This window comes from Stenotrophomonas geniculata, from assembly GCF_034508895.1.
Lineage (GTDB): Bacteria > Pseudomonadota > Gammaproteobacteria > Xanthomonadales > Xanthomonadaceae > Stenotrophomonas > Stenotrophomonas geniculata.
The window spans coordinates 1,888,412-1,914,175 of the sequence record NZ_CP140571.1 but is presented as its reverse complement, the minus strand read 5'-3'; the positions used below and the strand labels follow the sequence as shown (position 1 = coordinate 1,914,175).

The 25,764-nt window shown below is 65.9% G+C and carries 22 protein-coding genes; 11 read left to right on the top strand and 11 right to left on the bottom strand.

Translation table 11 applies throughout. The features are described from left to right. Positions 1–18 precede the first annotated feature (18 nt). A complete protein-coding gene (locus RI032_RS08940; RefSeq protein ID WP_322548157.1) occupies positions 19–624 on the top strand; it encodes a glutathione S-transferase family protein in 606 nt (201 codons plus the stop codon). 161 nt (positions 625–785) lie between these two features. Here RI032_RS08940 and RI032_RS08935 read toward each other — a convergent pair whose 3' ends face one another. After that, entirely contained in the window at positions 786–1,793 is a 1,008-nt protein-coding gene (locus RI032_RS08935; protein WP_010487464.1) for a zinc-binding alcohol dehydrogenase family protein, read from the bottom strand. A gap of 91 nt (positions 1,794–1,884) precedes the next feature. Between RI032_RS08935 and RI032_RS08930 the strand changes: the two genes are divergently transcribed. The 3 genes from RI032_RS08930 to RI032_RS08920 are packed head-to-tail and all read left to right on the top strand — an operon-like array spanning position 1,885 to position 3,931. After that, complete coding sequence (locus tag RI032_RS08930; protein ID WP_057503110.1) at positions 1,885–2,856, top strand: LysR family transcriptional regulator; 972 nt, start codon at positions 1,885–1,887, stop codon at positions 2,854–2,856. A gap of 14 nt (positions 2,857–2,870) precedes the next feature. After that, a complete protein-coding gene (gene leuE / locus RI032_RS08925) occupies positions 2,871–3,500 on the top strand; it encodes a leucine efflux protein LeuE (protein WP_010487461.1) in 630 nt (209 codons plus the stop codon). Further along, entirely contained in the window at positions 3,497–3,931 is a 435-nt protein-coding gene (locus RI032_RS08920) for a hypothetical protein (protein WP_010487459.1), read from the top strand. Before leuE ends, RI032_RS08920 begins: the two co-directional genes overlap by 4 nt. 23 nt (positions 3,932–3,954) lie before the next feature. Here the strand turns inward: RI032_RS08920 and RI032_RS08915 are convergent, their stop codons facing one another. Continuing rightward, positions 3,955–4,857: a LysR family transcriptional regulator gene (locus RI032_RS08915; RefSeq protein WP_057503111.1), complete on the bottom strand. Its 903-nt coding sequence runs from the start codon at positions 4,855–4,857 to the stop codon at positions 3,955–3,957. Positions 4,858–4,978: 121 nt separating this feature from the next. Between RI032_RS08915 and RI032_RS08910 the strand changes: the two genes are divergently transcribed. Together RI032_RS08910 and RI032_RS08905 are read left to right on the top strand one after the other, a co-directional pair. Next, on the top strand, positions 4,979–5,974 hold the full coding sequence (locus RI032_RS08910; RefSeq protein ID WP_322548156.1) for an aldo/keto reductase: 996 nt from the start codon (positions 4,979–4,981) through the stop codon (positions 5,972–5,974). A 175-nt stretch (positions 5,975–6,149) separates the two neighbouring features. Continuing rightward, positions 6,150–7,577, top strand: a complete 1,428-nt coding sequence (locus RI032_RS08905; protein WP_010487453.1) for an amino acid permease — start codon at positions 6,150–6,152, stop codon at positions 7,575–7,577. A 55-nt stretch (positions 7,578–7,632) separates the two neighbouring features. On the opposite strand, the gene RI032_RS08900 is transcribed toward RI032_RS08905, so the two are convergent. Together RI032_RS08900 and RI032_RS08895 are read right to left on the bottom strand one after the other, a co-directional pair. Then, on the bottom strand, positions 7,633–8,868 hold the full coding sequence (locus RI032_RS08900; protein ID WP_322548155.1) for a dipeptidase: 1,236 nt from the start codon (positions 8,866–8,868) through the stop codon (positions 7,633–7,635). Between the two features lie 138 nt (positions 8,869–9,006). Then, on the bottom strand, positions 9,007–10,176 hold the full coding sequence (locus RI032_RS08895; protein ID WP_057503113.1) for a class I SAM-dependent rRNA methyltransferase: 1,170 nt from the start codon (positions 10,174–10,176) through the stop codon (positions 9,007–9,009). Between the two features lie 373 nt (positions 10,177–10,549). On the opposite strand from RI032_RS08895, the gene RI032_RS08890 reads away from it, so the two are divergent. Together RI032_RS08890 and RI032_RS08885 are read left to right on the top strand one after the other, a co-directional pair. Then, complete coding sequence (locus tag RI032_RS08890; RefSeq protein ID WP_010487446.1) at positions 10,550–11,512, top strand: TerC family protein; 963 nt, start codon at positions 10,550–10,552, stop codon at positions 11,510–11,512. Positions 11,513–11,618: 106 nt separating this feature from the next. Beyond that, positions 11,619–12,389 (top strand): rhomboid family intramembrane serine protease, encoded by a 771-nt coding sequence (locus tag RI032_RS08885; protein WP_322548154.1) that lies wholly within the window; start codon positions 11,619–11,621, stop codon positions 12,387–12,389. Between the two features lie 84 nt (positions 12,390–12,473). Here the strand turns inward: RI032_RS08885 and RI032_RS08880 are convergent, their stop codons facing one another. Further along, entirely contained in the window at positions 12,474–13,580 is a 1,107-nt protein-coding gene (locus RI032_RS08880; RefSeq protein ID WP_322548153.1) for a glycerophosphodiester phosphodiesterase, read from the bottom strand. A gap of 194 nt (positions 13,581–13,774) precedes the next feature. Here RI032_RS08880 and RI032_RS08875 point away from each other — a divergent pair, with 194 nt between their 5' ends. Then, complete coding sequence (locus RI032_RS08875; RefSeq protein ID WP_322548152.1) at positions 13,775–14,869, top strand: beta family protein; 1,095 nt, start codon at positions 13,775–13,777, stop codon at positions 14,867–14,869. Here the strand turns inward: RI032_RS08875 and RI032_RS08870 are convergent. The 6 genes from RI032_RS08870 to rpmH all read right to left on the bottom strand — a co-directional run bounded on the left by RI032_RS08870 (position 14,817) and on the right by rpmH (position 22,007). Continuing rightward, positions 14,817–15,464, bottom strand: coding sequence for a sce7726 family protein (locus RI032_RS08870; RefSeq protein ID WP_224328813.1), 648 nt, complete (start codon positions 15,462–15,464; stop codon positions 14,817–14,819). The two genes, RI032_RS08875 and RI032_RS08870, sit on opposite strands and share 53 nt — an antisense overlap. A 46-nt stretch (positions 15,465–15,510) precedes the next feature. Further along, a complete protein-coding gene (gene mnmE / locus RI032_RS08865) occupies positions 15,511–16,860 on the bottom strand; it encodes a tRNA uridine-5-carboxymethylaminomethyl(34) synthesis GTPase MnmE (protein ID WP_322548151.1) in 1,350 nt (449 codons plus the stop codon). 3 nt (positions 16,861–16,863) lie between these two features. Continuing rightward, on the bottom strand, positions 16,864–19,536 hold the full coding sequence (locus tag RI032_RS08860) for a polysaccharide deacetylase family protein (RefSeq protein WP_322548150.1): 2,673 nt from the start codon (positions 19,534–19,536) through the stop codon (positions 16,864–16,866). Between the two features lie 115 nt (positions 19,537–19,651). Further along, positions 19,652–21,367, bottom strand: a complete 1,716-nt coding sequence (gene yidC, locus RI032_RS08855; RefSeq protein WP_322548149.1) for a membrane protein insertase YidC — start codon at positions 21,365–21,367, stop codon at positions 19,652–19,654. Continuing rightward, entirely contained in the window at positions 21,367–21,861 is a 495-nt protein-coding gene (gene rnpA / locus RI032_RS08850) for a ribonuclease P protein component (RefSeq protein WP_021203275.1), read from the bottom strand. The genes yidC and rnpA overlap by 1 nt, the downstream gene beginning before the upstream one ends. A gap of 5 nt (positions 21,862–21,866) precedes the next feature. After that, a complete protein-coding gene (gene rpmH, locus RI032_RS08845; protein WP_005411729.1) occupies positions 21,867–22,007 on the bottom strand; it encodes a 50S ribosomal protein L34 in 141 nt (46 codons plus the stop codon). A 255-nt stretch (positions 22,008–22,262) separates the two neighbouring features. On the opposite strand from rpmH, the gene dnaA reads away from it, so the two are divergent. Continuing rightward, the gene (gene dnaA, locus RI032_RS08840; RefSeq protein ID WP_049453872.1) at positions 22,263–23,594 is read left to right on the top strand and encodes a chromosomal replication initiator protein DnaA; all 1,332 of its coding nucleotides are present in this window, start codon (positions 22,263–22,265) and stop codon (positions 23,592–23,594) included. Between the two features lie 275 nt (positions 23,595–23,869). After that, positions 23,870–24,970 carry a DNA polymerase III subunit beta gene (dnaN, locus tag RI032_RS08835; protein ID WP_005411731.1) on the top strand — a complete coding sequence of 367 codons (1,101 nt, stop codon included), beginning with the start codon at positions 23,870–23,872 and terminating at the stop codon, positions 24,968–24,970. Positions 24,971–25,764 lie beyond the last annotated feature (794 nt).

Here is a 25,764-nt window from a genome sequence, read left to right as displayed (position 1 = left end):
AGCTGCTGCGTCAGGACCATGCTCGCTCTGTACGGAAAGCCCACCTCCATCAATGTGCGCAAGGTGCTGTGGCTGTGCGCCGGTCTGGACTTGCCCCTGCACCACGAACCGGCCCCCCCGCCGGACCTGCTGGCCGCGCTGAACCCCAACCGGCAGGTGCCAGTGCTGCGCGATGGCGACTTCGTGCTGTGGGAATCCAACAGCATCTGCCGCTACCTGGCCGCACGCGCCGGTCGCGAGGATCTGCTGCCACCTGCAGCGAAGGACCGGGCCCGGGTGGAGCAGTGGATGGACTGGCAGGCCAGCGACCTCAACAGCGCCTGGCGCCACGTGTTCATGGCGCGCGTACGCCAGCATCCGGACTACCCGGACGATGCCCGCGCCGAGGCCAGCCTGGCGCAGTGGAACCGGCTGATGGGTGTGCTTGACGCCCAGCTGGCCGCCACCGATGCCTACGTGGCGGGCAGCACCTTCACCCTTGCAGATATCGTGCTGGGGCTGTCGACCCAACGCTGGCGCAGCACGCCGGGCAGCAAGCCCGCGCTGCCCCACCTCGTCGCATGGTTCGAGCGCCTGCGAGAGCAGCCCGGTTTCGCCAAACACGTCGACAACGGCGTGGCGTGAGCCGTGGTTCCCGCAGCTGTTGGTAGGTGTCGACCCTGGTCGACACGGCTGATCCACGCCATGCGTGGATGAAGCTCCGTAGAGCCGAGCCTATGCTCGGCTGACGCCCACGCGCGAACGGCAGCCGAGCGTGGGCCCGGCTCTACAGACAGCGTCTGCTCCTACCAGCCTTCCAGCACGATCTTGCCCTTGGCGCGATGGCTCTCCAGCAGCGCATGGGCACGGCGCAGGTTGGCTGCGTCGATGCGTCCGAAATGCTCGCCCAGGGTGGTCTGCAGCACGCCCGTGTCGATCAGCTCGGCCACCCGGTTCAACAGATCGTGCTGGCGCTGCATGTCGGCGGTGCGGTACAGCGGCCGGGTGAACATCGATTCCCAGTGCAGTGACAGCGCCTTGCGCTTGAGCGCCATCACATCCACCTGGCCCGGGTCATCGATCAGGCCGAGCTGGCCCTGCGGCGCCAGCAGCTCCACGATCTGCGCGTAGTGCTGGTCGGAGTGGGTCAGGCTGGCCACGTGCTGCACCTCGCTGATGCCGAGCCGTGCCAGGCCCTCGGCCAGCGGCAGGCTGTGGTCGATCACGTGGTGCGCGCCCATCGCGTAGACCCAGTCCTGGGTATCCGGACGCGAAGCGGTGCCGATCACGGTCAGCTTGGTCAGCTTCCGCGCCAGCTGCACCAGGATCGAACCGACACCACCGGCAGCACCGATCACCAGCAGGGCCTGGCCCTCGCCACCGCCCTCGGGAATACGCAGACGGTCGAACAGCAGCTCCCAGGCGGTGATCGCGGTCAGCGGCAACGCTGCGGCGGCCGCATCGTCGAGACTGGCCGGCTTGCGGCCGACGCTGCGCTCGTCCACCAGCTGGTATTCGGCATTGCTGCCCGGCCGGTCGATCACGCCGGCGTAGTAGACCGCATCGCCGGGCTGGAACAGGGTCACTTCGCTGCCCACCGCATCGACGATGCCGACCGCGTCCCAGCCCAGCACGCGCGGGCCGTCGGTGGCCACGCCGCGGCGGACCTTGGTGTCGACCGGGTTCACCGCCACGGCACGCACCGCCACCCGCAGGTCGCGCGGGCCGGGCTGCGGCAGTTCCAGTTCGATGTCGATCAGGGCCCGGGCGTCGTCGATCGGCAGGCCGGCGTGGGTGTAGGCAATGGCGCGCATGGCAGCGGTCCAGTGGGGAAGGAGTGGACAGGTTGCGCCGCGCACGGCCGCTCAGAAAGGCGCAGAATCAGGCAGCACTTTCACTCCGGCAATGAAGATGATCCGCTTCGACGACCTGCAGTTGTTCGTCCGCACGGCCGCGCTGGGCAGCTTCTCGCAGGCCGCCCGCGAGGCTGATCTGTTACCCGGCCAGGTCGCTGCTGCCGTGGCGCGGCTGGAACGCGAGCTGGACCTGCGCCTGTTCGTGCGCACCACCCGCAGCCTGCGCCTGACCGGCGAGGGCGCGCTGTACCTGCCGTACGCGCAGGAGGTGCTGGCCACCCTGCGCGAGGGCCAGGCGCGCGTGCAGGGCGAGGACACCGAGCTGCACGGCACCCTGCAGCTGTCGGCGCCCTCGGACCTCGGCCGCAACCTGCTGCTGCCCTGGCTGAGCGCCTTCCGCGCCGCGCACCCGCGGCTGCGCCTGCACCTGCGCCTGTCCGACGAAGTGGCTGATGTGTTCCGCGACCCGGTCGACGTGGCCATCCGCATCGGCCACTTCGACGACGCCAACTACGTCGCCCTGCCCCTGCTGGAAGGCAACCGGCGCGTACTCGCGGCCTCGCCCGGCTACCTGCAGCGGCGCGGTACGCCCACCCGCCTGGACGAGCTGCGTGAGCACGATTGCCTGGTCTACCAGCTCAGTGGCCGCGCCTACGATCGCTGGTCGTTCGAGGTCGACGGGCGCCGCAGCGTGATTCCGGTGCGCGGTCCGCTGGTCTGCGACGACGCCGATGTAGTGCGACGCTGGGCGGTGGCCGGCGAAGGCATCACCTACAAGTCCTGGCTGGACCTGCGCGAGGACGTGCTGGCCGGGCGCCTGCAGCTGCTGCTGGACGGTGTTGGCAGCAGCATCCCGCTGCAGCTGGTATGCCCGCACCGCAAGCAGTTCTCGCCAGCGGTACGGCAACTGCATGCGCAGCTGCGCCAGCACCTGCAACCGCTGCTGTCTGGCATGCCCGATGGCCTCGCCAGCCCCCTGTCGCCAAGTGCAGCACTGGCCGACAATGGCGGCCCCCCGTAAGAGAGAACGCCGCCATGCCGTGGATGGGCATCCAGGACCTGTGGACGTTTCTGGTCGCTGTGCTGGTGTTTCTCGCCCTGCCCGGCCCCGGCACCTTCACCCTGCTGACCGCCACCGGCCGGGGCGGCGTGCGTGGCGGCTACACCGCGCTGGCCGGCCTGCTGGTCGGCGACCAGATCCTGATGTGGCTGGCGCTGGCCGGTGTGGCCGCACTGCTGAAGGCCAACCCACTGGTGTTCCACGCCGTGCAGTACCTGGGTGCGGCCTACCTGGTGTGGGTGGGCATCAGCCTGCTGCGCACGCCGAAACACGAGGGGGGTGACGCCGGGCCGATCCGCATGCAGCCGGGCCGCTACTTCCAGCAGGCGATCCTGGTCAGCCTGCTCAACCCGAAGGCGATCCTGTTCTACATGGCCTTCCTGCCGTTGTTCATCGATCCGAAGGCACACCAGGGCATCGCCACCTTCGCGGCACTGGCCGGCATCATCCTGGTGGTCAGCATCGGCTACTGCTCGATGCTGATCGGTGTGGGCAACCTGGCCCGTCGCCGGTTGATCCAGCACCCGCGGATCAGCGATGCGCTGCGCCGCGTGGCCGGCCTGTTCCTGGTTGGGTTCGGCATCCGGTTGGGGCTGAACGGATGATCCGGCGGCTGCTGGTGCTGGTGTTCATCGGGCTTCTGGCCGACACCGCAGCGGCCAGCGTGCAGGACCATCGCTGCCTCACCGGGGGCCGCAACGACGGCATCCACCTGCTGTGGCGCTGGCTGGACGATGGCAGCGCCGACGTGCAGTACGCCGGGCAGCGAGGCCGCCTGCAACTGCAACAGGTGTCGCAGGAAACGACGGTGCTGGCCGAAGACCGCCCGTACCAGTTCGACAGCGTCTGGGAAGAACGCATCGGTGGCCGCCTCAATGGGCGCTACTACCTGAGCACCCAGGGCGCGCACGTCTACGGTTTCAGCTACGAGCGCGCCCGCGACGGGCGACGTATCGAGTTCAACGAGGACGTCGAGGCGTGGCACGAGGATGGCTGCCATTGGCCGGGAGGCGTAGCGGCGCGCGTGGTCGATTGAAGCATGCCAACCAAGGTTGGCATCTACCGGTCGTGCATCTCCGCGCGCAGGTGGTCGATGAACACCCGCAGCTTGGGCGCCATCTGCTCACGCGCGGGGTAGTACAGGTGGAAGCCGGGGAACGGCGGCTGCCAGTCCTGCAGCACGCTCTGCAGTCGCCCAGCGGCGATGTCGTCGGCCATCAGCGAAGCGAACCCCTGGGCCATGCCCAGCCCCGCCAGCACAGCGTGATGGGCGACGCCGGCATCGTTGAACACCAGCCGCCCGCTCACTTCCACGTCCAGGTCGTGGCCTTCGCGGCTGAACTCCCAGGGCATCAGCCGGCCATTGGCCAAGCGGTGCACGATGCAGGCGTGGCGCTGCAGGTCATGCGGGGTCTGCGGCACGCCATGGCGTTCGAAATAGGCCGGCGTGGCCACCACCACCTGGCGCTCAGGTGGCCCGACCGGCACCGCGATCATGCCCTGTGCGAGTGATTCGCCGAGGCGGATGCCGGCGTCGAAGCCCTCGGCCACCAGATCGGTCAGCGCCGGGTCGACGCACAGTTCCACCTGCACCTGCGGGTAGCGCGCAAGGAAATCGGGCAGCCGCGGCAGGACCATGCGATCGGCGACGATGCGCGGCAGGGTCACACGCAGCCGCCCGGCAGGCACCGAGCGCGCGCTGTCCAGTTCGGCAAAGGCTTGGTCGATCTGGTCCAGGCCGCCGCGCACGCGCTGCAGGAAGCGCGCGCCGTGTTCGGTCAGGCTGACCCGCCGTGTGGTCCGCTGCAGCAGGCGCACGCCCATCCGCGCTTCCAGCGCGCGCACGCTCTGCGACAGCGCCGAGGTCGACACGCCCAGGGCATCGGCGGCGCGGGTAAAGCTGGCGTGCTCGGCCACGTGGACGAAGGCGACCACAGCGGTGAGGGGGACGGAGGCATCCATTGTGAAGCCAGTCTTCAAGGTAAGTCCGGTGGCACGCAGTTTATCCACATGATGACGTGGAGGATGCTGTGCCCCTCGCCGCTGCCCCTCCAGGCGTGGCGCCTTCCCCAAGGAGATCCGCATGAAGACCCGTACTCTCGGCCGCGCCGGCCCCACCGTGTCCCCCCTTGGCCTGGGCTGCATGGGAATGAGCGCCTACTACGGCGGCCGCGGCAGTGACGATGACGGCATTGCCGTCATCCGGCACGCGCTGGACCGGGGCGTGACCCTGCTCGACACCGCCGATGTGTATGGCCCGCACACCAACGAGGTGCTGGTCGGCCGCGCGATTGCCGGCCGCCGCAACCAGGTGTTCCTGGCCAGCAAGTTCGGTATCGGCCTGGACCCGACCGACCCGAAGGGGCGGCCGGTCAACGTCCACCCGGACTATGTGCAGGCCGCCTGCGAGGCCAGCCTGCGCCGCCTGGGCGTGGACCACATCGACCTGTACTACCAGCACCGCGTCGACCCGACCGTGCCGATCGAGGACACCGTAGGTGCGATGGCACGCCTGGTGGAACAGGGCAAGGTGCGCTGGCTGGGCCTGTCCGAGGCCTCGGCGGCCACCCTCCGCCGTGCCCATGCGGTCCACCCGATCACGGCGGTGCAGAGCGAGTACTCGCTGTGGTCGCGCGATCCGGAGCAGAACGGAGTGCTGGCCACCACGGCGGAACTGGGCATCGGCTTCGTGCCGTATTCGCCGCTGGGCCGTGGCTTCCTGACCGGCGCCATCCGCAGCCCGGACGACTTCGACGCCGACGATTACCGGCGCACCTCGCCCCGCTTCGAAGGCGAAAACTTCCAGCGCAACCTTGCACTGGTGGACACCGTACAGACGCTGGCCGCCGAGCGCGGCATCGCCGCCTCGCAGCTGGCGCTGGCCTGGGTGCTGTCGCGCGGCGAGCACATCGTGCCGATTCCGGGCACGACGCGGCGGGTACGGCTGGACGAGAACCTCGGTGCGCTGCAGGTGGAACTGGATGCGGCCACGCTGGACGCACTGGATGCGGCCTTCCCGCCGCATGCCGCGGCCGGTGAGCGCTATTCGGTCAGCGGCATGGCCAACATCCAGTCGTAGCAGCGGCCGGGACCAATGCACACCGGTGGCTGCCGCCGGATTGTGCCGATTCCGGCAGCCTGGCCGGGGCGCAGCGCGCGCCCCGCCCTGCATGACCCCCGTCAGTGGTAATGCTGCGCTGCGTTCGGTCACACTCGGGAACTTGTCGTTCTTAGTCACCCCTTCCGAGGCCTGCATGTCCCTGTTCCGGCGCAAGTCCCTAGATTCCGTCACCGTCCACGAAGCCGGCAGGCGCCTGATCCCCACGCTCAGCTGGCCGCACCTGATCGCGCTGGGCATCGGCGCCATCGTCGGTACCGGCATCTATACGCTGATCGGCGTGGGTGCCAACCTGGCCGGCCCGGCCGTGCTGATCTCCTTCGCCATCGCCGGTGCGGTCTGCGCCTGTGCGGCGCTGTCCTACGCCGAGCTGTCGACGATGATGCCGGCCGCCGGCAGTGCCTACACCTACAGCTACAGCGCGCTGGGCGAGGTGTTTGCCTGGGTGGTGGGCTGGAGCCTGATCCTGGAGTACTCGCTGGTGGTGAGTACGGTGGCGGTGGGCTGGTCCGGCTACTTCGTCGGCTTCCTCGAATGGGTCCATACCCAGTTCGGCTGGAACGTGCACCTGCCGGCCTGGCTGGCGGCCGGCCCGCATGTGGAAGGCGGCATGATCAATCTGCCGGCGATCATCATCACCTGGCTGGTGGCCGGCATGCTGATGGCCGGCACCAAGGAGAGCGCGACGCTCAACGCCATCCTGGTGGTGTTCAAGCTGATCGCGCTGGCCATCTTCGTGGCCGTGGCCCTGCCTGCGTTCGACAGCGCCAACCTGCAGCCGTTCATGCCCTACGGTTTCGCCAAGTCGATGGGCCCTGATGGCGTCGAGCACGGCGTGATGGCGGCAGCGGCCATCATCTTCTTCGCCTTCTACGGCTTCGATGCGATCTCCACCGCCGCCGAGGAAACCAAGAACCCGGGCCGCGACCTGTCGATCGGCATCATCGGTTCGATGATCGGCTGCACCATCGTCTACGTGCTGGTGGCGCTGGCCGCCGTGGGTGCGATGAGCTACGCGGTGTTCGGCCACAGCGCCGAGCCGCTGGCCCTGATCATGCGCCAGCTGGGCCATCCGACCGCGGCGATGGTGATCGGCGTGATCGCGATCATCGCCCTGCCGACCGTGCTGTTGGCCTTCCTGTACGGCCAGAGCCGCATCTTCTTCGTGATGAGCCGCGATGGCCTGCTGCCGCGTCGCCTGTCCAAGGTGAATGCACGTACCGGCACGCCGGTGGCGACCACGCTGTTCACTGCGGTGGTGGTGTCGGCGCTGGCCGGTGTCGCCCGCCTGGACGAGATCGCCGCACTGGCCAACGCCGGTACCCTGGCCGCGTTCACTGCGGTAGGCATCTGCCTGGTGGTGCTGCGCCTGCGCGAGCCCAACCGCGAACGCACGTTCCGTACGCCGCTGGCCTTCGTGGTCGGCCCGCTGGCCGCGCTGGGCTGCATCTACCTGTTCATCAGCCTGCCGCATACCACCCAGCTGTACTTCCTGCTGTGGAACGTGGCCGGCCTGGTGCTGTACTTCCTGTACAGCCGTCGCCACGCGCTGATCGCGAAATAAGGGCGCCGCCGGGCATGGCCCGGCGCCCCTCTGTAGAGTCGAGCACCGCTCGACTCTACGGAGCAGCGGCGTACTCCTGCGCCTGGCGCATCACCCGCAGCAGGTTGCCGCCCCAGATGCCGGCAATCTGCTTCTCGGTATAGCCCTTGCGCAGCAGCCACGCGGTGATCTTCGGCAGCTGGCTGACATCGGGCAGGTCACTCAGGCCGCCGCCGCCATCCCAGTCCAGGCCAATGCCCACGTGCTCGGGGCCGACCACCTTGAGGATGTGCTCGAAGTGGGCGAAGAAATCGTCCAGGCTGGCATGGCGCACTGGATGCTCGTGGTCCAGCGCCTGCTCGGCCTTCAGCAGGGCAACGCCCTGTTCGATGCCCATGCCTTCCCAGCCACCCAGCTGTTTGCTCAGCGCTTCCTCGGCCTGCTTGCGCTCGGGCGTCTTTGCGGTGTCGATCAGGTAACCGCCATAGGCATTCACCTGGATCACGCCGCCGGCCTTGGCCAGCTTGCGCAGGCGCGCGTCGTCGAGATTGCGCGGGTGGTCGTAGACCGCCTTGGCCGAGCTGTGCGACAGCACGAACGGTACCGGCATCATTGCCAGCAGATCGTCGAACACCGCATCCGATGCATGTGACTGGTCGATTACGATGCCCAGCTTCACCGCCTGCCGCACCAGCTCCTTGCCGGCCGGGCTCAGGCCTTTCCATTCCGCGCCCTTGGGATCGGTGGCCGAATCGGCGAACTCGTTGTTGGCGAAGTGCACGGTACTGAGCAGGCGCAGGCCGGCGCGGTGATAGAACGAGAGCAGGCTAGGGTCTTCCACCAGCGGGCTGGCGTTTTCCATGCTGATGTAGACCACGCGCTTGCCGGCAGCCTTGATCCGCGCCGCGTCATCGGCGGTCAATGCCAGCGCGAAACGCTCGGGATTGGCGGCCAGCATTTCGCGGATCTCCAGCAGCCGCTGCAGGCCGTGGTCACGCTCGGCCAGATGGGCGGCGGCGGTGCGGTCGCCCTGGTCGGTGTAGATCGCCCAGAAACCGCCGTCCAGCGCGCCTTCGACCATGCGCGGGTAGTCCACCTGCGAGAGCGCGTTGCGGTCGTGGCGCTGCTCGATGTCGAAGCCGCTGCGGCCGAAATTGGCCGGCGTATCCAGATGGCTGTCGAGGGTGACCAGGCGCTGCTGCAGGGCCTTGGCGCGGGCCAGTTCCTGTGCGCTGAACTCGATGGCATGAGCCGACAGCGGCGCGCACAGCGCCAGGGCAAGCACGACGGACAGGTGGCGCAACGATGGCATGGGCTCTCACCGGCAATGGGAAGAGCCCGACCATAGCGCTGCGGCCACGCATTGGGTAGCGCCGGGCCACGCCCGGCGGATCTTGAGGCTGTCAGGCAGATCAGCCGAGCATGGGCTCGGCTCTACAGCGTCCCGCGGTCAATCCACCACGCGGCAGAACACAGCCTTCAGGTAGCGCGATTCCTGCACGTGGGCCATGAACGGATGGTCCGGACCCGCACCAGCGACCTTCAGGATCTGGATCGTGCGGCCGGAGAAGTACGCCGCGCGGCGCAGCATGTCGAGGAACTGATCCTCGGCCACCAGGCCGGTGCACGAGAAGGTGGCGAACAGACCGCCCGGCTTGACCACGCCCAGCGCCAGCTTGTTCATGTCCAGGTACTTCTTCAGCGCGGTGATGACCTGGTCGCGGTCGCGGGTCATCTTCGCCGGGTCCAGGATCACCACGTCGTACTGCTCACCGCGGTTGGCGGCGTCGCGCAGCCACGGGAAGATGTCGGACTGGACGAACTTCGGGCGCACGTTGTTCAGGCGCGAATTGCCCTTGGCGATCTGGATCACATCCTCGTCGATGTCGATGCCGATCACTTCCGAAGCACCACGCGCCGCCGCGTACACGGCAAAACCGCCGGTGTTGCAGCACAGGTCGAGTACGCTCTTACCTTCCACCTGCTGGCTCAGCCATTCGCGGTTCTCGCGCTGGTCGGCAAAGAAACCGGTCTTGTGCGCACCGGCCGGGTCGGCGCGGAACTTGATGCCGTACTCGGTGATCACCGACGCTTCGGTGGTGGTGTTGCCGTGGAAGTCGAAACTTTCCTGCTTCTGCACGTGCTCGTCGGCGAAGCTGTGGAAGCGACAGCCCGGGAACTGCTCGCGCAGGGCGTCGTAGATCCACTCGCGATGGCGGAACATGCCGGCGGCGAAGAACTCGACCACCACCAGATCACCGTAGCGGTCGACCACCAGGCCGGACAGGCCGTCGCCTTCGCTGTGCACCACGCGCCAGGCATCGGAGACCGCATCGAGCTTGAGCACCTCACGGCGCAGCGACACCGCCTGGGCGATCTTGCGCGAGAACCAGCCGGCATCCACCGGCACGTTCTGATCGGTTTCGAGGATGCGCACGGCGATGCGCGAGTGCCCGTTGTAGAACCCGCGGCCAATGAACTCACCATCGATGCCGACGACGTCGACGATGGAACCGGGCTTGGGCCGGACGGTCGGCTTCTCGACCAGTTTCTGGAAGATCCACGGGTGGCTGGAACGCCACGCATTCTTGAGGCGGACAATCGGAAGGGGGGTATTCATCCACCTATTGTAAACCGGGCGCCGGGGTCGGATTCCCGCAGCGGCTCTGACCCGGGCCGGCATCCCAACAAAGGTGGGCATCTACCAGAGCGGGGGCGCGGAGCCCGCTTGGGGATCCGACCCCAGTGCAGGGGCATTTGACGGCGGCCCGGCCAGGCCGCAGAATCGGCGTCAGAAGGGGAGTAGCTCCCAGACGTTGTCGCCGTCATTTCGAGCCCGCAGGCTCCGGTGCAACGGCAGTTCCAGCCGACTGGGACTGCGAGCGAGACCTTCGCCGTACTGGCGAAGCTCTGTCCCTGGATCCCCCTCCCGATCCTCCGTTGCAGATCCTCGCCGTCCGGCCTGGCATTCATCTTTCCAACGGACATTCCCAATGCAGACGATCGGTAACGTGTGGTTGTGGGGCGGCTTCGCAGCGGTGGTGGTCATCGCCCTGCTGGTCGACCTCGTGTTGATGCGCCATGGTGGACCGCACAAGGTCACCTTCAAGGAGGCCCTGTGGTGGTCCATCGGCTGGGTCGCGCTGGCCCTGCTGTTCAATGCGGGCCTCTGGTACTACCTGAATGAGACTGCCGGCCAGGTGGTGGCCAACAAGGTCGGCCTCGAGTTCCTGACCGGCTACCTGGTCGAAAAGGCGCTGGCGGTCGACAACATCTTTGTCTTCCTGATGATCATGAGCTACTTCGCGGTGCCGGAGGAACAGCGCCAGAAGGTGCTGATCATCGGCATCCTGGGTGCGATCGTGCTACGTACGATCATGATCTTCGCCGGCAGCGTGCTGATCAGCCAGTTCCATTGGCTGCTCTACGTGTTCGGTGCCTTCCTGCTGTTCACCGGCTGGAAGATGTGGTTCGCCGCCGGCCAGGAGCCGGACCTGGAGACCAACCCGGCCCTGCGCTGGATGCGCAAGCACCTGCGCCTGCTGCCGGACTACGCGGGCAACGCGCTGAGCGTGAAGCGCGATGGCGTGCGCTGGTTCACCCCGCTGTTCGCGGTGCTGATCCTGATCGCAGTCACCGACGTGATCTTCGCGGTGGACAGCATCCCGGCGATCTTCGCGATCACCACCGACCCGTTCATCGTGCTCACCTCCAACGTGTTCGCGGTGCTGGGCCTGCGTGCGATGTTCTTCCTGCTGGCCGGCATGGCCGACCGCTTCCACCTGCTGCCGTATGGCCTGGCACTGGTGCTGGGCTTCATCGGCATCAAGATGATGATCATCGACCTGTTCAAGATCCCGACCCCGGTGTCGCTGGGCGTGGTGGCGGTGATCATCGCCGCCACCGTGGTGCTGAGCCTGAAGTACCCGCCGAAGGAAGGCGAAGGCCAGGCCTGAGCCCGACCCGCTGGATGGCGCGGCCGGTGGGATTGTCCCGCCGGCCGTTTCCACTCTCCCGCCGCGGTGGCCTTGGTTTCGCGCCAACCACCGCCATTGCTGAGGTATGAACAACAACGCGCCCCTGCCCGCTGGCGACGTGCCGGCCCCCCGCAATGACCGCTCGCGCATCCTGCGGGCGTTCAATGCCAGCCTGGCCGCCGTGCTGGTGCTGGTGGCCGTGTTCGCGCTGCAGGGCACGTTCGACTGGCGACCGTGGGCGGTCGCGCCGCTGGAAGCCAAGGGCCTGCTTGGCCTGATCGGCGGCCCGATGCTGCATGCCTCGGTCGAGCACATCGTCGCCAACAGCATTGCGATCCTGATCCTCGGCACGCTGGCCGGCAGCGTCTACCCGAAAGCCACCGTTCGCGCGCTGCCCCTGCTGTGGCTGGGCTCGGGCATCGGCGCGTGGATGCTTGGCAATCCGGGCAGCGTGCACCTGGGCGCCAGTGGCGTGACCCATGGCCTGATGTTCCTGCTGGCCAGCCTGGGCCTGCTGCGCCGCGATCGCGCGGCGATTGCCACCGGCCTGATCGGCATGCTGTTCTACGGCGGCATGCTGATGACCATCCTGCCGCACGCCGACGGCGTGTCCTGGCAGTCGCACATGGGCGGCGCCTTCGCCGGCATCATCGCCGCGCTGCTGTTCCGCAATGCCGACCCGCTGCCGCCGCGCCCGCGCTACAGCTGGGAGGACGAGGAAGAAGACATCGAACCGCTGCCCGACGACGAGCTGGAGCCGCCGTCACCGCAGCGCGTGCCGGTGCTGTGGCAGCCGCGCGAAGGCCAGGACTACGTGGTGATCCCGTTCCGCCGGCCGGACGAACCGCGCGGTTGAAGCGAGGAGCCGCCGGGCATGGCCCGGCGCTACCGTGTGGACGCCCTGGGTAGCGCCGGGCCATGCCCGGCGGCCAGGGGTCGATCAGTTCCCCGCCGCGCCCATGCCATCCACCGCCTGCCGGCCCAGCGCCGGATCATCGGTGAAGAACGCATCGATGCCGGTCGCCAGATAGGCGTGCATCTCGGCAATCGAACCTTCGGGATTGCGCGCGGTGTCGGCGCCCTTGCGCAGGTTGCTGGCCTGGAAGTGGTTCTCCGGACGGAAGGTGTACGGAATCACCATCAGCCCCACTGCATGTGCGTCCTGTACCAGCGTGGTCGGCGTGCCCAGTGCGCCCTTGTCATCCAGCGGAATGATCGAGCGCAGCTCCGGGCCGATGCTGTCGGCGTAGCTGGCGATATCCTTCAATCCGGCCGGCGTCATCATCTGCGCGTAGGTCAGCGTGCCACCGGCCTTGGCGATGTCGGCCGGCTGGGTGTCGCCCTTCCACAGCAGCTGCAGCAGGCGGATGTTGCTGCCACGCGGGATCTTGCCGCGCAGGTAACGCAGGTTGGCGGTCTCGAACGACTGGATGGTGACCGGGCCGACGTTGGTATAGGCGTTGCCGCGCAGCGCGGCCAGCAGCTTGTCTTCCATCGGCAGGCCGATCGACTGGAAGTAGGTCGGGTGCTTGATCTCCGGCACCAGGCCGATGCCGCGGTTGGCGCGGCCGGCCTGCTGGACCAAGAAGGCCAGGATCTCGTCCAAGCTGGCGATGCGGAACTGGCCGTCGTAGGCCGTGCTGCGCAGCTCCGGGAGGCGCTCGCGCGCGTACAGGGTCTTCAGCTCGGCCAGGGTGAAGTCTTCGGTGAACCAGCCGTCGACCTTCTGCCCGTCGATGACCTTGCTGGTGCGGCGGCTGGCGAACTCCGGATGCGAGGCGACGTCGGTGGTGCCACCGATCTCGTTCTCGTGGCGGGCCACCATCACCCCGTCCTTGGTCATCACCAGGTCCGGTTCGATGTAGTCGGCGCCATCGGCGATCGCCTGGGCGTAGGCCGCCAGGGTGTGCTCCGGCAACAGCGCGCTTGCGCCGCGATGGCCGTAGACCGACACCTTGTGCGCGGCCGGGGTGGAGGATTCAGCACTCATGGCCACCGATGGTGCCACGGCCAGCGACAACAGCAACGCACAACCCCACGACTTCACTGCGACTTCCCCAAGCGGTATGTGATGGGCGTCAGTATGCGGCGGCAATGTGACAGGTGGGGGACCTGGGATCGGATCCCCGCAGGGGCTCCGACCTGAGCGCTCCCCCCATTCTTCAAACAATTCTGATTGAAGCGCTGCACGGCCCGCGACTAGCCTCGGATGACCAACAGCGAAGTTGTCAGGGGCAGATCATGAAACAACCGATGTACATGCCGATTCTCAAATGGCGACAGGGAGAGTACCTCGCGGTGGGTCGTACCAGCGAAGGAGTCAAGGATGGGATCTATCCCCTGTTCGAGATCCCGATCGAGCAGTGGGACTTCGAGAACGATGCACCGGCCAAGTCACTCGATGACCACCTGAAGAACGTAGGCAGGCGCCTGAGCAGTAACTGGAAGGCGCGGCGCTGCCTGTTCGATTCGCCCTATCTTGCCGGTGACGACACCATGGCGGACGGCCAGCACCATCTGGAGCGGATTTTCGACCTCACTCGCACCGCAGGATGCCAGGCCATTCCCGTGACCGGCATTGACCGGCATGTCGACTACCAGCAGGCGGCGGCACGCATTGTCGCCCGCGATGATCGTGGCTGCGGATTACGGCTGGTGCCGGATGATCTTGAAGGAGGGCGCCTGGCCCGGATCTCAGGGTTGCTGAAACTGTTGGGCGTGGTATCAGGTCAGGTGGACCTGATCCTCGACAGCTCGACCGATGTCGCCGACTCGCCCACGCTGCAGGCATCGACCTGGCAGGCATGGATTGCGGCCGTTCCGGATCTGGCCGACTGGAGATCGATCACCCTCGTGGGGGGTAGTTTCCCTGCCAGCCTGAGCCCTTCTTCAAGCTATCGCCCACATGGCGATGTGAACCGCCGGGAATGGCGCGCGTACACGCGGCTAGCCCGCATGCACTCTGAACGAATGCCGTGGTTTGGTGACTATGGCTGCGCTTCTCCACAGACGGAATTGATGGATCCTCGCCTGTTCGACCCCAACGCCAAGATCAAGTACACGATCGATGATCAGTGGCGGATCGTTGTAGGTACCCAGATCAAGCGCAACGGCCGCGACCAGTACCGTGATCTGTGCCGGCACCTGGTCTCCGATCTGCCGGTGGTCTTCATGGGGCGCGGCTACAGCTGGGGCGATGCGTACATCGAAGACTGCGCAAACAGTGTCACCAGTACCGGGGGAAGCTCGACCTGGCCAACGGTGGCGACCAACCACCATATGACTAAGGTTGTTCGCGACCTCGCCAGTCTGACCGGCGCTTCAACTGTTCCCTGACCAGCGCACGGATTTCCGCAAGACTGTAGAGCTCCGACAGACGTTCACATAGCGCTGCGCGGTTGCCGCGCAGCGCTGATTTTTCAGGCGTCCGCCTGCCGATCAGAGCAGAAATTTCATCGCGCCAGAGCAGTGCTGCGACGGCCGTCGCGCTCACTGATGGATTGAGTTTTGCAGGCCGCACTAGTTCCAGCCTCACTGCGTTGCGCGCTCCACGTGATGCCAGCCTGACCCCCCACCAAGCAGGCAACGTATCCAGGGCATGGTCCAAATGGCGCTTGCCCACCACGATCGTCGCCTTGTCGAGGACATCGGAGTAGAACTGCTGCTGCAATGGAAGTCTCCGCAGGGTGTCGACATCACTCTTGATCTCGTAGCCGTGCAGATGGCCATTGATGACACAGACATCGACCCGGCAGGCGCCGCGCGCAAGCCCCATTTCCTCCACCACAAGCGTGTTCGGATTTGCGACATGCTCAGCAATGACCTTGCCCAGCAGAGCTGATCGCACGTCACTGTCGGTTATCGGGTTCATGGCGGGAATGATATCAAGGAGGTGTCGCGCACAGGATTGAAACCCCCAGCCGTCAGTCATGAGTAAGCGAGGCGGTCAGAGCCCCTTCGGGAATCTGACCTCGGCCCTACTTCCCGATGCAAAAACTGGAGAAGATCCTTCCAAGCAGGTCATCGGCACTCATCTGCCCGGTGATCTCGCCCAGCGCGTCATGCGCCAGCCGTAGTTCCTCAGCAGCCAGTTCCAGGTGCTCATGCGCCAGCTCGCCATCGGCGCGCTGCGCGTGTTCCTGCGCACGCTCGATTGCATCCACATGCCGCGTGCGCGCCGAGAACTCGCCATCCACCTGCTCCCCTGCCCCGGCCGAAGCGATCAAACGCAGGCGCGCGTGCAGATCCTCCAGGCCGGCACCGGTCGCAGCGGAGACGAACACGCGGTCCGGGTCGTCCAGCATCGGCAGCGCATCCAGCAGGTCCGACTTGTTGTGGATGTAGACCTTGTGTGGCACCGCTGCCACGGCCTCGCCCAGCGCCGCTTCACCCGCCGCCGGATCGCGCGCGTCCAAGACGATCAGGGCCAGGTCGGTTCGCGCGATCTCCACATGGGCGCGGCGCATGCCTTCGCGTTCGATGGCGTCGCCGCCATCGCGCAGGCCAGCGGTATCGACCAGGGTCAGTTCCAGCCCGTCCAGACGGATGGTCTCGCGAAGCGTGTCGCGGGTGGTGCCGGCGATGTCGGTGACGATGGCGCGTTCACTGCCGGCCAGCGCATTGAGCAATGAGCTCTTTCCGGCATTGGGCGGACCGATCAGCACCGCGTGCAGGCCATCGCGCAGGCGGCGACCGCGTTCGGCATCGCGGCGCAGCAGGGCCAGGTCGCTGCGCGCCTGTTCCAGGCCACGCCGCACCTGCGCGCCACCGAGGGTATCCAGCGGTTCGTCGGCGAAGTCGATGGCCGCTTCCACATGGATGCGCAGCAACACCAGCTGTTCGACCACGGCGTCGATGCGGCGCGAGAACACGCCGTCCAGCGAGCGACGTGCCGCGCGCGCCGCGCGGTTGTCGCCGGCCGCGATCAGGTCGGCGATGGCTTCGGCCTGGGCCAGGTCGAGCTTGCCGTTGAGGAACGCGCGTTCGCTGAACTCGCCCGGCCGCGCCTGGCGCGCACCGAGCGCGATGCAGCGCGCGACCAGTTGCTGCAGCAGGACCGGACTGCCGTGGCCCTGCAGTTCCACCACCTCTTCGCCGGTGAAGCTGTTCGGTGCCGGGAACCACAGCACGATGCCGTCGTCGATGACCTCGCCATCGGCGTCGCGCAGGCGTGCGTAGTGCGCATGGCGCGGGCGCAGTGCAGGCGCACCCAACGCGTTGGCGATGGCCGCTGCGCGCGGACCGGACAGGCGCAGCAGGCCGACACCGCCCGCGCCGGGGGCACTGGCGATGGCCACGATGGTATCGGCGCGGATTGCATCATTCATGGCTCAGAGTTTCTCCAGCTGCGCCCGTGCCTGCGCGGCACCACTGCCCTGCGGCTGCAGCGCCAGGTAGGTGGTGTAGGCCTGCTTCGCCTTCGCCTTGTCGCCTGCGTTGAAGTAGGCATCGCCCAGGTTGAGATAGGCCACCGCACGCGAGGGGTCGATCTTCAGGGTGTTCTCCAGCCAGCGCGCCGCTTCGGCATAGCGCTGCTGGCGGTAGTAGACGAAGCCGAGGTTGTTGGCGGCCTGGGCGAAGTCCGGACGCAGCTTCAGTGCCTCGGTGAACTGGGCTACCGCTTCGTCGTACTGCTTCTCGCGGTACAGCTGCAGGCCGCGGTCATTGGCCTGCTGCGCGCGCTGGCGGTCGGAGGCCGGGCCGGCGGTGGGCACCACCAGCTTGGCCTTGCCGCCCTGCAGGTCGGCCACCGTCACCGGCGCCTGGCTGCCCTTGGCTTCGCTGGCGGCTTCAACCTTGTTGTTCAGTGCGATTGCATCGGCGGTCAGCTGGCGCGTATCGGCGTTGAGGAATTCCTGGCTGTCGGGCACCTGGAACACGAACTCGCCGCCCTGCGAACCCGGCAGGCTGCCGAAGGCCGGGGTCTGGTGCGAAACGGCTGAGACGGCCGGCGCCACGTAGGCGGCCAGTTCGGTACCGGTGATCAGGCCATCGCCGTTGAGATCGCCCTTGCCAGCCAGCGCCTGCAGCAGCACCCAGGTGAACACCGAGTGGCCGTTCGGGCCGGCATCGGCCACCTGCTGGTCGGCGCCGCCGGCGGTCAGCATCTGCCGTGCGCTGCGACGTGCGTTCTCGCGCAGGAACGACGACGAAGAAGGGCCACCACGGGTCAGGCCCAGGCCGCTGTAGCAGGCATCCATCACGAACATCACGTGCTTGGCCTGCATGCTCTCGGCAATGTTCTGGATGTCGGTCATTGCGATGGCGTCGGTGGCGAACTCCTTCGGGTCCGAATCCACCGGAATGATGTAGCCCAGGTCACGCCCGGAGGCGAGTTGGCGGGTGGCGCCGTGGCCGGCAAAGAACACGAACACGCGGTCGTTCTTTCCGGTGCGGTCATCGGCCAGGCGGTCGTGGAAGGCGGCCAGGATGTTGTTGCGCGTGGCCTGCTCGTTCTTCAGCACGATCACCTGCGAAGACGGGAAGCCGAACTGCCCGGTCAGGGCATCGGCCACCGCCTGCGCATCGTGGCTGGCGTATTCCAGCTTTGGCCACTTGGCGTAGTTGTCGATGCCGACCACGATCGCCCACGACTTCTCGTAGCCGGTGGTGACGGTGGCGGCGCTGGTGTCACCCTTGCGCGCGCGGGCGACGGTGAAGTCGCGTCCATTCCACCCGGCGAACTGGTAGCCATCAGCGATCAGCCGGTCGAGGATCTGCGGCAATGCCTTCACCGCACGGTCGTGGATGTCATGGAACAGGATGATGCCGCGCTGTTCCTTGTTCACCTGGTCGAGCACGCGCTGCACGATCGATTCCGGCACCGGGTCGGCCCAGTCCATCGAATCGATGTTCCACATGATCGACTTCAACCCGACTTCGTTGAGCAGCTGCAGGCCTTCGGCATTACGCGCGCCATAGGGGAAGCGGAACAGCGGCGCGCGCTTGCTGTCGACATCCTTCAGCAGCGTGTCGGTGTCCAGCACCTGCTGGCGCAGCGCATCGCCGGTGGTACGCGACAGCTGCGCATGGGTCAGGCTGTGGTTGCCGACGGCGTAGCCCTCTTCCATCAGGTTGCGGCTGATCTTCGCCATCGGCCCGAGGCTGACCTTGCCGTCGGTCTCGACCTTGCCGAGGTTGCGGCCGACCTCGAAGAACACGGCCGGTACGTCGTAGCGCTTGAGGATGGCCACCACTTCATCGGTATAGGCCTTGTGCGGGCCATCGTCGAAGGTCAGCACCACCGTCTTCGGCGGCAGGTCGCGGCCGAAGATCTCGCGGTCGCTGTCCTTCATCGACATCGGGTACGGCTCGATCACGCCGTAGTCGCGCAGGATCGCTTCGCGGCTGTAGTGCTTGTGCAGGTGCGCGATGTAGTCGTCCCACTTCTCGCGCTTCAGTTCGATGGCACGGGTGCGCTCGAAGCGGCTGAAGATGCGGGTCAGTTCCTGGTTGTAGTTGCGCTCGATCTCGTCCAGCGCCTCCAGGTCTTCGCCGATGCGCTGGTGCAGCTTCACTGCCGGCAGCGACGAATCGGCGCCGACGCGCTCATGCAGATCGCGCAGCACTTCTCGGAAGGCCAAGCGGTCGGCGTCGAACAGCTCCGGCGCCGACTCGATGTAGTCCAGCACGGTGCCGAGGGTGGCGAAGCGCTGCGGGCTGCTACCACGCAGCAGCGTGTCGAACTGCGCGGCAATGGCGCTGCGCTGTTCCAGGCCGTCGTGGAACAGCTGCTGGCCGATGCGGGTGGAGGTGCTGCGATCGGCCGCGGACTGCTGTTCCTCATCGGCCAGCAGCACGACGATCCGGCGATAGCCATCGAGCTGCTTCTGCAGCGCGGCCAGCAACGGCGCCGCGGCCGGATCGGCGGCGGCCGCGGCCTGCGCGCTGGGCTGGGTGACGGTGGTCGCCGGTGCCTTCGCATCCTTGTCGCCACAACCGGCAACGACCAGGGTCAACAACAGCGAGGGCAGGAACAGGCGGAACGACGACGCACGCAGCATGGCGGACTCGATGGATGCAGGATCGGTGTGCCGGCGATTCTAACGCCGGATGCGAAAAGCCCGCCTTGCGGCGGGCTTCTGCTGGGGTCAGCCGGCCAGCGGCCGGCTCTACCGATTACTTCTTTTTGACCGGGGCCGGCGCGGTGATGGCCGGGACCGGCTCGCCGCCATGGCGCTTGGTCATCCACCACTGCTGCAGCAGGCCCAGGCCGCCGTTGACCACCCAGTACAGGACCAGGCCGGACGGCATGAAGGCCATCATGACGCCGAACACCAGCGGCATGAACTGCATCATCTTCTGCTGCATCGGGTCCATGCCCGGTGCCGGGGTCAGCTTCTGGGTGAACCACATCACCGCCACGTTGATCACAGGCAGGATGAAGTACGGGTCGCGTGCGGTCAGGTCCTGGATCCAGCCGAACCAGGGCGCCTGGCGCAGTTCGACCGATTCCACCAGCACCCAGTACAGGGCGAAGAAGATCGGCATCTGGATGAGGATCGGCAGGCAGCCGCCCATCGGATTGATCTTTTCCTTCTTGTACAGCTCCATCATCGCGGTCTGGAACTTCTGGCGGTCGTCGCCATAGCGTTCCTTCAGCTGCGCGATGCGCGGCTGGAAGCGACGCATCTTCGCACCGCTCTTGTACTGGGTCGCCGACAGCGGGTACAGCACCAGCTTCAGCAGCACCACCAGGCCGACGATCGCCCAGCCCCAGTTGCCCACCAGCTTGTGCACCTGGTTCAACACCCAGAACAGGCCCTGGCCGATCACCGCCATCATCGAGAAGCGGCTGTAGTCGACCACGCGGTCCAGGCCCGGCACATCTTCCTTGGCGATCAGGTTGACCAGCTTCGGGCCGACCCACAGGCGGGCTTCGGTGCTGGTGGACTGGCCCGGCGCCACGGTGAAGGCCGGGCCACGCGCTTCGATCAGGTCACGACCGGCCACCTGCGACAGCACGTAGTGTGCGGTCTGGTCCTTCTGCGGGATCCAGGCAGTGAAGAAGTGGTGCTGCAGCATCGCCAGCCAGCCGCCGGTGATGTTCTGGTTCAGCGTGCCGTCTTCCAGGTAGTCCTTGAACGCACGACGCTGGTACTTCTTGTCGTTGTCGTACCAGGTGGCACCGTTGAAGCTGAAGGAATCCGGGTTGGTCATGCTCCGCGACAGGATGGTCGGGGTGCGGTCCAGGGTGCGGTAGACGTAGCCGTTCCAGGGAGCGGCACCAGTGTTGCTGACTTCGTCCTTGAAGCGCACGGCGTACTCGTTGCGCGAGACGGTCAGGGTGCGCTTGATGGTCACGCCGTTGTCGGCGGTCCACACAAACGGGATCTGCAGCTCGTTCTGGCCCTTGGCCAGCACGAAGTCCTTGGTGTCACCCACCAGCTTGAAGCCGTCAGCGCCGGGGACCGGGGTGTTCTTGTCTTCGCTGGCCCAGCCACTGATCGCGCTGTACGGATGCGCGGGGTCTTCGGTCAGCAGGCGGACCGGCGGGCTGCCTTCGTCCTTGGTCTGCGGGAACTGCAGCAGCTCGGCGTCGAGCACGCGGCCGCCATCGAGCACCAGGCGCAGGACGTCGGTGGTGACGGTCACGCGCTGGCTGGCCGGGGTGGCGCTGGCCTGCGCCTGCACGGCGGCCTGGCCGGGCGCGCCCGGAACCTGGGCGCTGGGGATGGCGCCCGGGGTTGCGCCCGGAACGCTCTGTGCAGCGGCCGGGGCCGACGTGGTCGTCGGTGCCGGGGTCGGAGCAGCCTTTTCACGGCTCCACTCCATCCACAGCAGCACGGCCACCATCAGCCAGGCAAAAATGAGGAATACGCGGGTCTGGTTCATCAGCGGACAGGCTCGGCGGGGCCGGGACGCGATGCCGGCTCGGTCAAAGAAGGAGTTGCGATGCCATCAGGCGGCGGCATTGTGCCGTCCACGCCCGGCGTGGGCAATGCACGCAGGCGACGCAGCAGGCGCAGGAAGGCCTGGCGGATCTCGTCGTTGCTGGCGGAACGCGCAGCACTACGAGCCACGACGACAAAGTCGCCTGGCTGGATGTCGGTACGTGTCTGACGCAGGATGTCGCGCAGGACGCGCTTGATCCGGTTACGCCCGACGGCGTTCGGATCAACCTTGCGGGAAACCGCCAGACCCAGCCTGGCCGGCCGGTCAGCCGGCAGCCAGTGCAGGGTCATCAGCGGATCGGACACACGGCGGGCGCCGTTGAAGACCGTTGAGTATTCGGCACGCGTGCGAACCCGCGCAGAGCGAGGGAATCGCTTGCGCGGGTCTGCAGTATTCACTGTCGAAGGGATTGCGTCTGCCGCGATGTGCGGCATGGCAATCAGGCGCTCAGGACTTTGCGGCCCTTGGCGCGGCGACGCGACAGGATCTTGCGGCCGTCAGCGGTCTTCATACGGGCACGGAAGCCGTGGTCGCGCTTACGCTTGAGGTTGCTGGGCTGGTAGGTGCGCTTCGTGGCCATTGGGGGCCTCTCGTATGAATGGGACGGAAAGAACCGGAAATTCTAGAGAGGTACCCCTCCCCAAGTCAACCCCTGGCAGCTACGCGAATTCACTGGGCTGTGCAATAGCTGTGGATGTTTTTGTGAATAAGTAGGGGACAAGCATTCCGAAGGCGGGCGCTCGGTGGTAGTCTGAGCCATCCATTTCCCCCCTTTCCGGCCTGTGTTTGGGCGCCTTGTCGCGTCCATGCCCCGGCCACCGGACGATTATTGCTGATGGATGCTTGGTCCCGTAGTCTCGAGCGCCTCGAAGCGGAGTTCCCGCCGGAAGACGTTCATACCTGGTTGAAGCCGCTGCAGGCCGATCTGCGCGTGGACAGCCTGGTGCTGTATGCACCGAATGCCTTCATCGTCGACCAGGTCCGCGAGCTGTATCTGGCCCGGATCCGCGAACTGCTGGCGCATTTCGCCGGCTTCAGCGACGTTTTTCTTGAAATCGGCTCGCGCCCGCGCCCTGTGGAGGCGCAGAACGCGCCGGTTTCCGCGTCATCGGCGCATGTGTCCAGCGAACCGCAGGTGCCCTTCGCCGGCAACCTGGACAATCACTACACGTTCGCCAACTTCGTGGAAGGCCGCAGCAACCAGCTGGGCCTGGCCGCCGCCTTCCAGGCAGCGCAGAAGCCGGGCGACCGCGCGCACAATCCGCTGCTGCTGTACGGAGGCACCGGCCTGGGCAAGACCCACCTGATGTTCGCTGCCGGCAACGCCATGCGCCAGGCCAATCCGGGCGCGAAGGTGCTGTACCTGCGTTCTGAACAGTTCTTCAGCGCGATGATCCGGGCCCTGCAGGAAAAGACCATGGATCAGTTCAAGCGCCAGTTCCAGCAGGTCGACGCGCTGCTGATCGATGACATCCAGTTCTTCGCCGGCAAGGACCGCACCCAGGAAGAGTTCTTCCACACCTTCAACGCGTTGTTCGATGGCAAGCAGCAGATCATCCTGACCTGTGACCGCTATCCGCGCGAAGTCGAGGGCCTGGAAGCGCGCCTGAAGTCGCGGCTTGCCTGGGGCCTGTCGGTCGCGATCGAACCGCCGGACTTCGAGACCCGCGCCGCGATCGTGCTGGCCAAGGCACGCGAACGCGGTGCCGAGATTCCCGATGATGTTGCGTTCCTGATCGCCAAGAAGATGCGCTCCAACGTGCGCGACCTCGAGGGTGCGCTGAATACCCTGACCGCCCGCGCCAATTTCACCGGCCGCGCGATCACCACCGAATTCGCCCAGGAAACCCTGCGCGACCTGCTGCGCGCCCAGCAGCAGGCGATCAGCATTCCCAACATCCAGAAAACCGTGGCCGACTACTACGGGCTGCAGATCAAGGATCTGCTGTCCAAGCGTCGGACCCGCTCGCTGGCCCGGCCCCGCCAGGTCGCCATGGCCCTGACCAAGGAACTGACCGAGCACAGCCTGCCCGAGATCGGCGATGCCTTTGCCGGTCGCGATCACACCACGGTGCTGCATGCCTGCCGCCAGATCCGGACCCTGATGGAGACCGACGGCAAGCTCCGCGAGGACTGGGACAAGCTGATCCGGAAGCTGAGCGAATGATGCACGGATGCCGATGAGGCGTCATCGCACAAAACGGTGCAGAATCCGGTAGCAAGCGCGGGACACGTTGTGGATAAAAATGGCGTTTGAAATCGCTCCGAATTTATCCACAGCTTTCCCCACCCCCTGGGGGTCGGTAATACAGAGGGTTTCGAGGTCTGAAATTCTTTTATTTACAAAGACTTAGCGTTGTTTTCCAGCGATTCTGTCTCTACCAGCACCACCAAGCTTTTGATTTATTCCACATTTTTTAAAGCATAGGGGCACGGAACCACATGCGTTTCACACTGCAGCGCGAAGCCTTTCTCAAGCCGTTGGCACAGGTCGTCAACGTGGTCGAACGCCGCCAGACCCTTCCGGTTCTGGCCAATTTCCTGGTCCAGGTGCAGAACGGCCAGCTGTCGCTGACCGGTACCGACCTGGAAGTGGAGATGGTGTCGCGGATCGCGGTTGAAGACGCCCAGGACGGCGAAACCACCATTCCCGCCCGCAAGCTGTTCGAGATCATCCGCGCCCTGCCCGACGGCAGCCGGATTACCGTCTCGCAGACCGGTGACAAGATCACTGTGCAGGCCGGTCGCAGCCGCTTCACCCTGGCTACCCTGCCGTCCAATGACTTCCCGTCGGTGGACGAAGTGGAAGCCACCGAGCGCGTGGCCATCGGCGAAGCGACCCTGAAGGAGCTGATCGAGCGCACCGCGTTCGCGATGGCCCAGCAGGACGTGCGCTACTACCTCAACGGTCTGCTGTTCGACCTGCGTGGCGATGCACTGCGCACCGTTGCCACCGACGGCCACCGTCTGGCCCTTTGCGAAACCGACCTGGCCAAGCCCAGCGGTTCGAAGCGCCAGATCATCGTGCCGCGCAAGGGCGTGACAGAGCTGCAGCGCCTGCTGGAAAGCGGCGATCGCGAGATCGAGCTGGAAGTCGGCCGCAGCCACGTCCGCGTCAAGCGCGACGATGTCACCTTCACTTCGAAGCTGATCGATGGCCGTTTCCCGGACTACGAAGCGGTGATCCCGATCGGTGCCGACCGCGAAGTGAAGGTGGATCGTGAAGCACTGCGTGCCTCGCTGCAGCGCGCCGCGATCCTGTCCAACGAGAAGTACCGCGGCATTCGCGTGGAAGTCTCGCCGGGCAACCTGAAGATCAGCGCGCACAACCCGGAACAGGAAGAAGCCCAGGAAGAGATCGAGGCCGACACCACGGTCAGCGATCTGGCCATCGGCTTCAACGTGAACTACCTGTTGGATGCCCTCTCCGCCCTGCGCGACGAGGAAGTGATCATCCAGCTGCGCGACTCCAACTCCTCGGCGCTGGTGCGTGAATCCAGCAGCGAGAAGTCGCGCCACGTGGTGATGCCGCTGCGTCTCTGACGGAAACGCCGTTTCACGTGGAACCCAGAAGCGCCCGGGACCTCCCGGGCGTTTTTTTATGTTCCACGTGGAGCATTGTCGAAACGGATCGTAGAAATCCTGGACGTGCCCTGCTCGGCCCCACACCAACTCGATCTCGCTTGCTCGAAGCAACTCGGAATCCAGGACGTTGGGAATTCGTCTTGCAGTGCTCGTCGGGCTCCAAGCGATCTGGGTTCTGGCAGCGAGCGCTTCGCATGTCCCACTTCGTTGTTCTGATCTTCAATGGTGGAAGCAGCAGATCATCTTCCCCGGGAGGAAGTCCCTCGCTTCTGCAAACGGCACTGTCCACTGGCCGGCTCGGGGGCACACTTGGGCAATCCTAGCTTCTAAATCTGGGTATAAATCTAAAGCATGGTGGTGATGGTAGAGCCAGATTTCGTGGAGAAATGTATTATCGGTTTGTTTTTAAAGGGATTTATGAGCCTGAAACCCCCTGTATAGAGGGCCCTCGGGCTGGGGGGGAACCTGTGGATAGTTTTCAGCGCTGAGCAAAAGGACTTTTTTATCCACAGATTGCCCATACCTTGTGTATAAGTCATACATGCCTCCTGTGGACAGTGTGGAACTAGCGTCCTGGAATTCTTGAAATCTGTGGAACACTCCAAGGCATCGGATCGCAGATTTGAAGGAATCGGCGGCGTCATCCGTCGGAACCACCCGCGAGGTGTCCCGCGATGGCCCTGCAGTGCTCATGAAATCGGCGAAATCTGAGGGCCTGGACTCTGGAACCCCGCGCAGATTTGAAGAAATTT

Coding starts and splice junctions, on each gene's coding strand:
- leuE (WP_010487461.1), top strand. CDS start 2,871: ATGCCGTGGATGGGCATCCAGGACCTGTGGACGTTTCTGGTCGCTGTG.
- dnaN (WP_005411731.1), top strand. CDS start 23,870: ATGCGTTTCACACTGCAGCGCGAAGCCTTTCTCAAGCCGTTGGCACAG.
- RI032_RS08920 (WP_010487459.1), top strand. CDS start 3,497: ATGATCCGGCGGCTGCTGGTGCTGGTGTTCATCGGGCTTCTGGCCGAC.
- RI032_RS08910 (WP_322548156.1), top strand. CDS start 4,979: ATGAAGACCCGTACTCTCGGCCGCGCCGGCCCCACCGTGTCCCCCCTT.
- RI032_RS08875 (WP_322548152.1), top strand. CDS start 13,775: ATGAAACAACCGATGTACATGCCGATTCTCAAATGGCGACAGGGAGAG.
- mnmE (WP_322548151.1), bottom strand. CDS start 16,860: ATGAATGATGCAATCCGCGCCGATACCATCGTGGCCATCGCCAGTGCC.
- RI032_RS08890 (WP_010487446.1), top strand. CDS start 10,550: ATGCAGACGATCGGTAACGTGTGGTTGTGGGGCGGCTTCGCAGCGGTG.
- RI032_RS08870 (WP_224328813.1), bottom strand. CDS start 15,464: ATGACTGACGGCTGGGGGTTTCAATCCTGTGCGCGACACCTCCTTGAT.
- RI032_RS08860 (WP_322548150.1), bottom strand. CDS start 19,536: ATGCTGCGTGCGTCGTCGTTCCGCCTGTTCCTGCCCTCGCTGTTGTTG.
- RI032_RS08895 (WP_057503113.1), bottom strand. CDS start 10,176: ATGAATACCCCCCTTCCGATTGTCCGCCTCAAGAATGCGTGGCGTTCC.
- RI032_RS08905 (WP_010487453.1), top strand. CDS start 6,150: ATGTCCCTGTTCCGGCGCAAGTCCCTAGATTCCGTCACCGTCCACGAA.
- RI032_RS08885 (WP_322548154.1), top strand. CDS start 11,619: ATGAACAACAACGCGCCCCTGCCCGCTGGCGACGTGCCGGCCCCCCGC.
- rpmH (WP_005411729.1), bottom strand. CDS start 22,007: ATGGCCACGAAGCGCACCTACCAGCCCAGCAACCTCAAGCGTAAGCGC.
- dnaA (WP_049453872.1), top strand. CDS start 22,263: ATGGATGCTTGGTCCCGTAGTCTCGAGCGCCTCGAAGCGGAGTTCCCG.
- RI032_RS08935 (WP_010487464.1), bottom strand. CDS start 1,793: ATGCGCGCCATTGCCTACACCCACGCCGGCCTGCCGATCGACGACGCC.
- yidC (WP_322548149.1), bottom strand. CDS start 21,367: ATGAACCAGACCCGCGTATTCCTCATTTTTGCCTGGCTGATGGTGGCC.
- RI032_RS08915 (WP_057503111.1), bottom strand. CDS start 4,857: ATGGATGCCTCCGTCCCCCTCACCGCTGTGGTCGCCTTCGTCCACGTG.
- RI032_RS08900 (WP_322548155.1), bottom strand. CDS start 8,868: ATGCCATCGTTGCGCCACCTGTCCGTCGTGCTTGCCCTGGCGCTGTGC.
- RI032_RS08930 (WP_057503110.1), top strand. CDS start 1,885: ATGAAGATGATCCGCTTCGACGACCTGCAGTTGTTCGTCCGCACGGCC.
- RI032_RS08940 (WP_322548157.1), top strand. CDS start 19: ATGCTCGCTCTGTACGGAAAGCCCACCTCCATCAATGTGCGCAAGGTG.
- rnpA (WP_021203275.1), bottom strand. CDS start 21,861: ATGCCGCACATCGCGGCAGACGCAATCCCTTCGACAGTGAATACTGCA.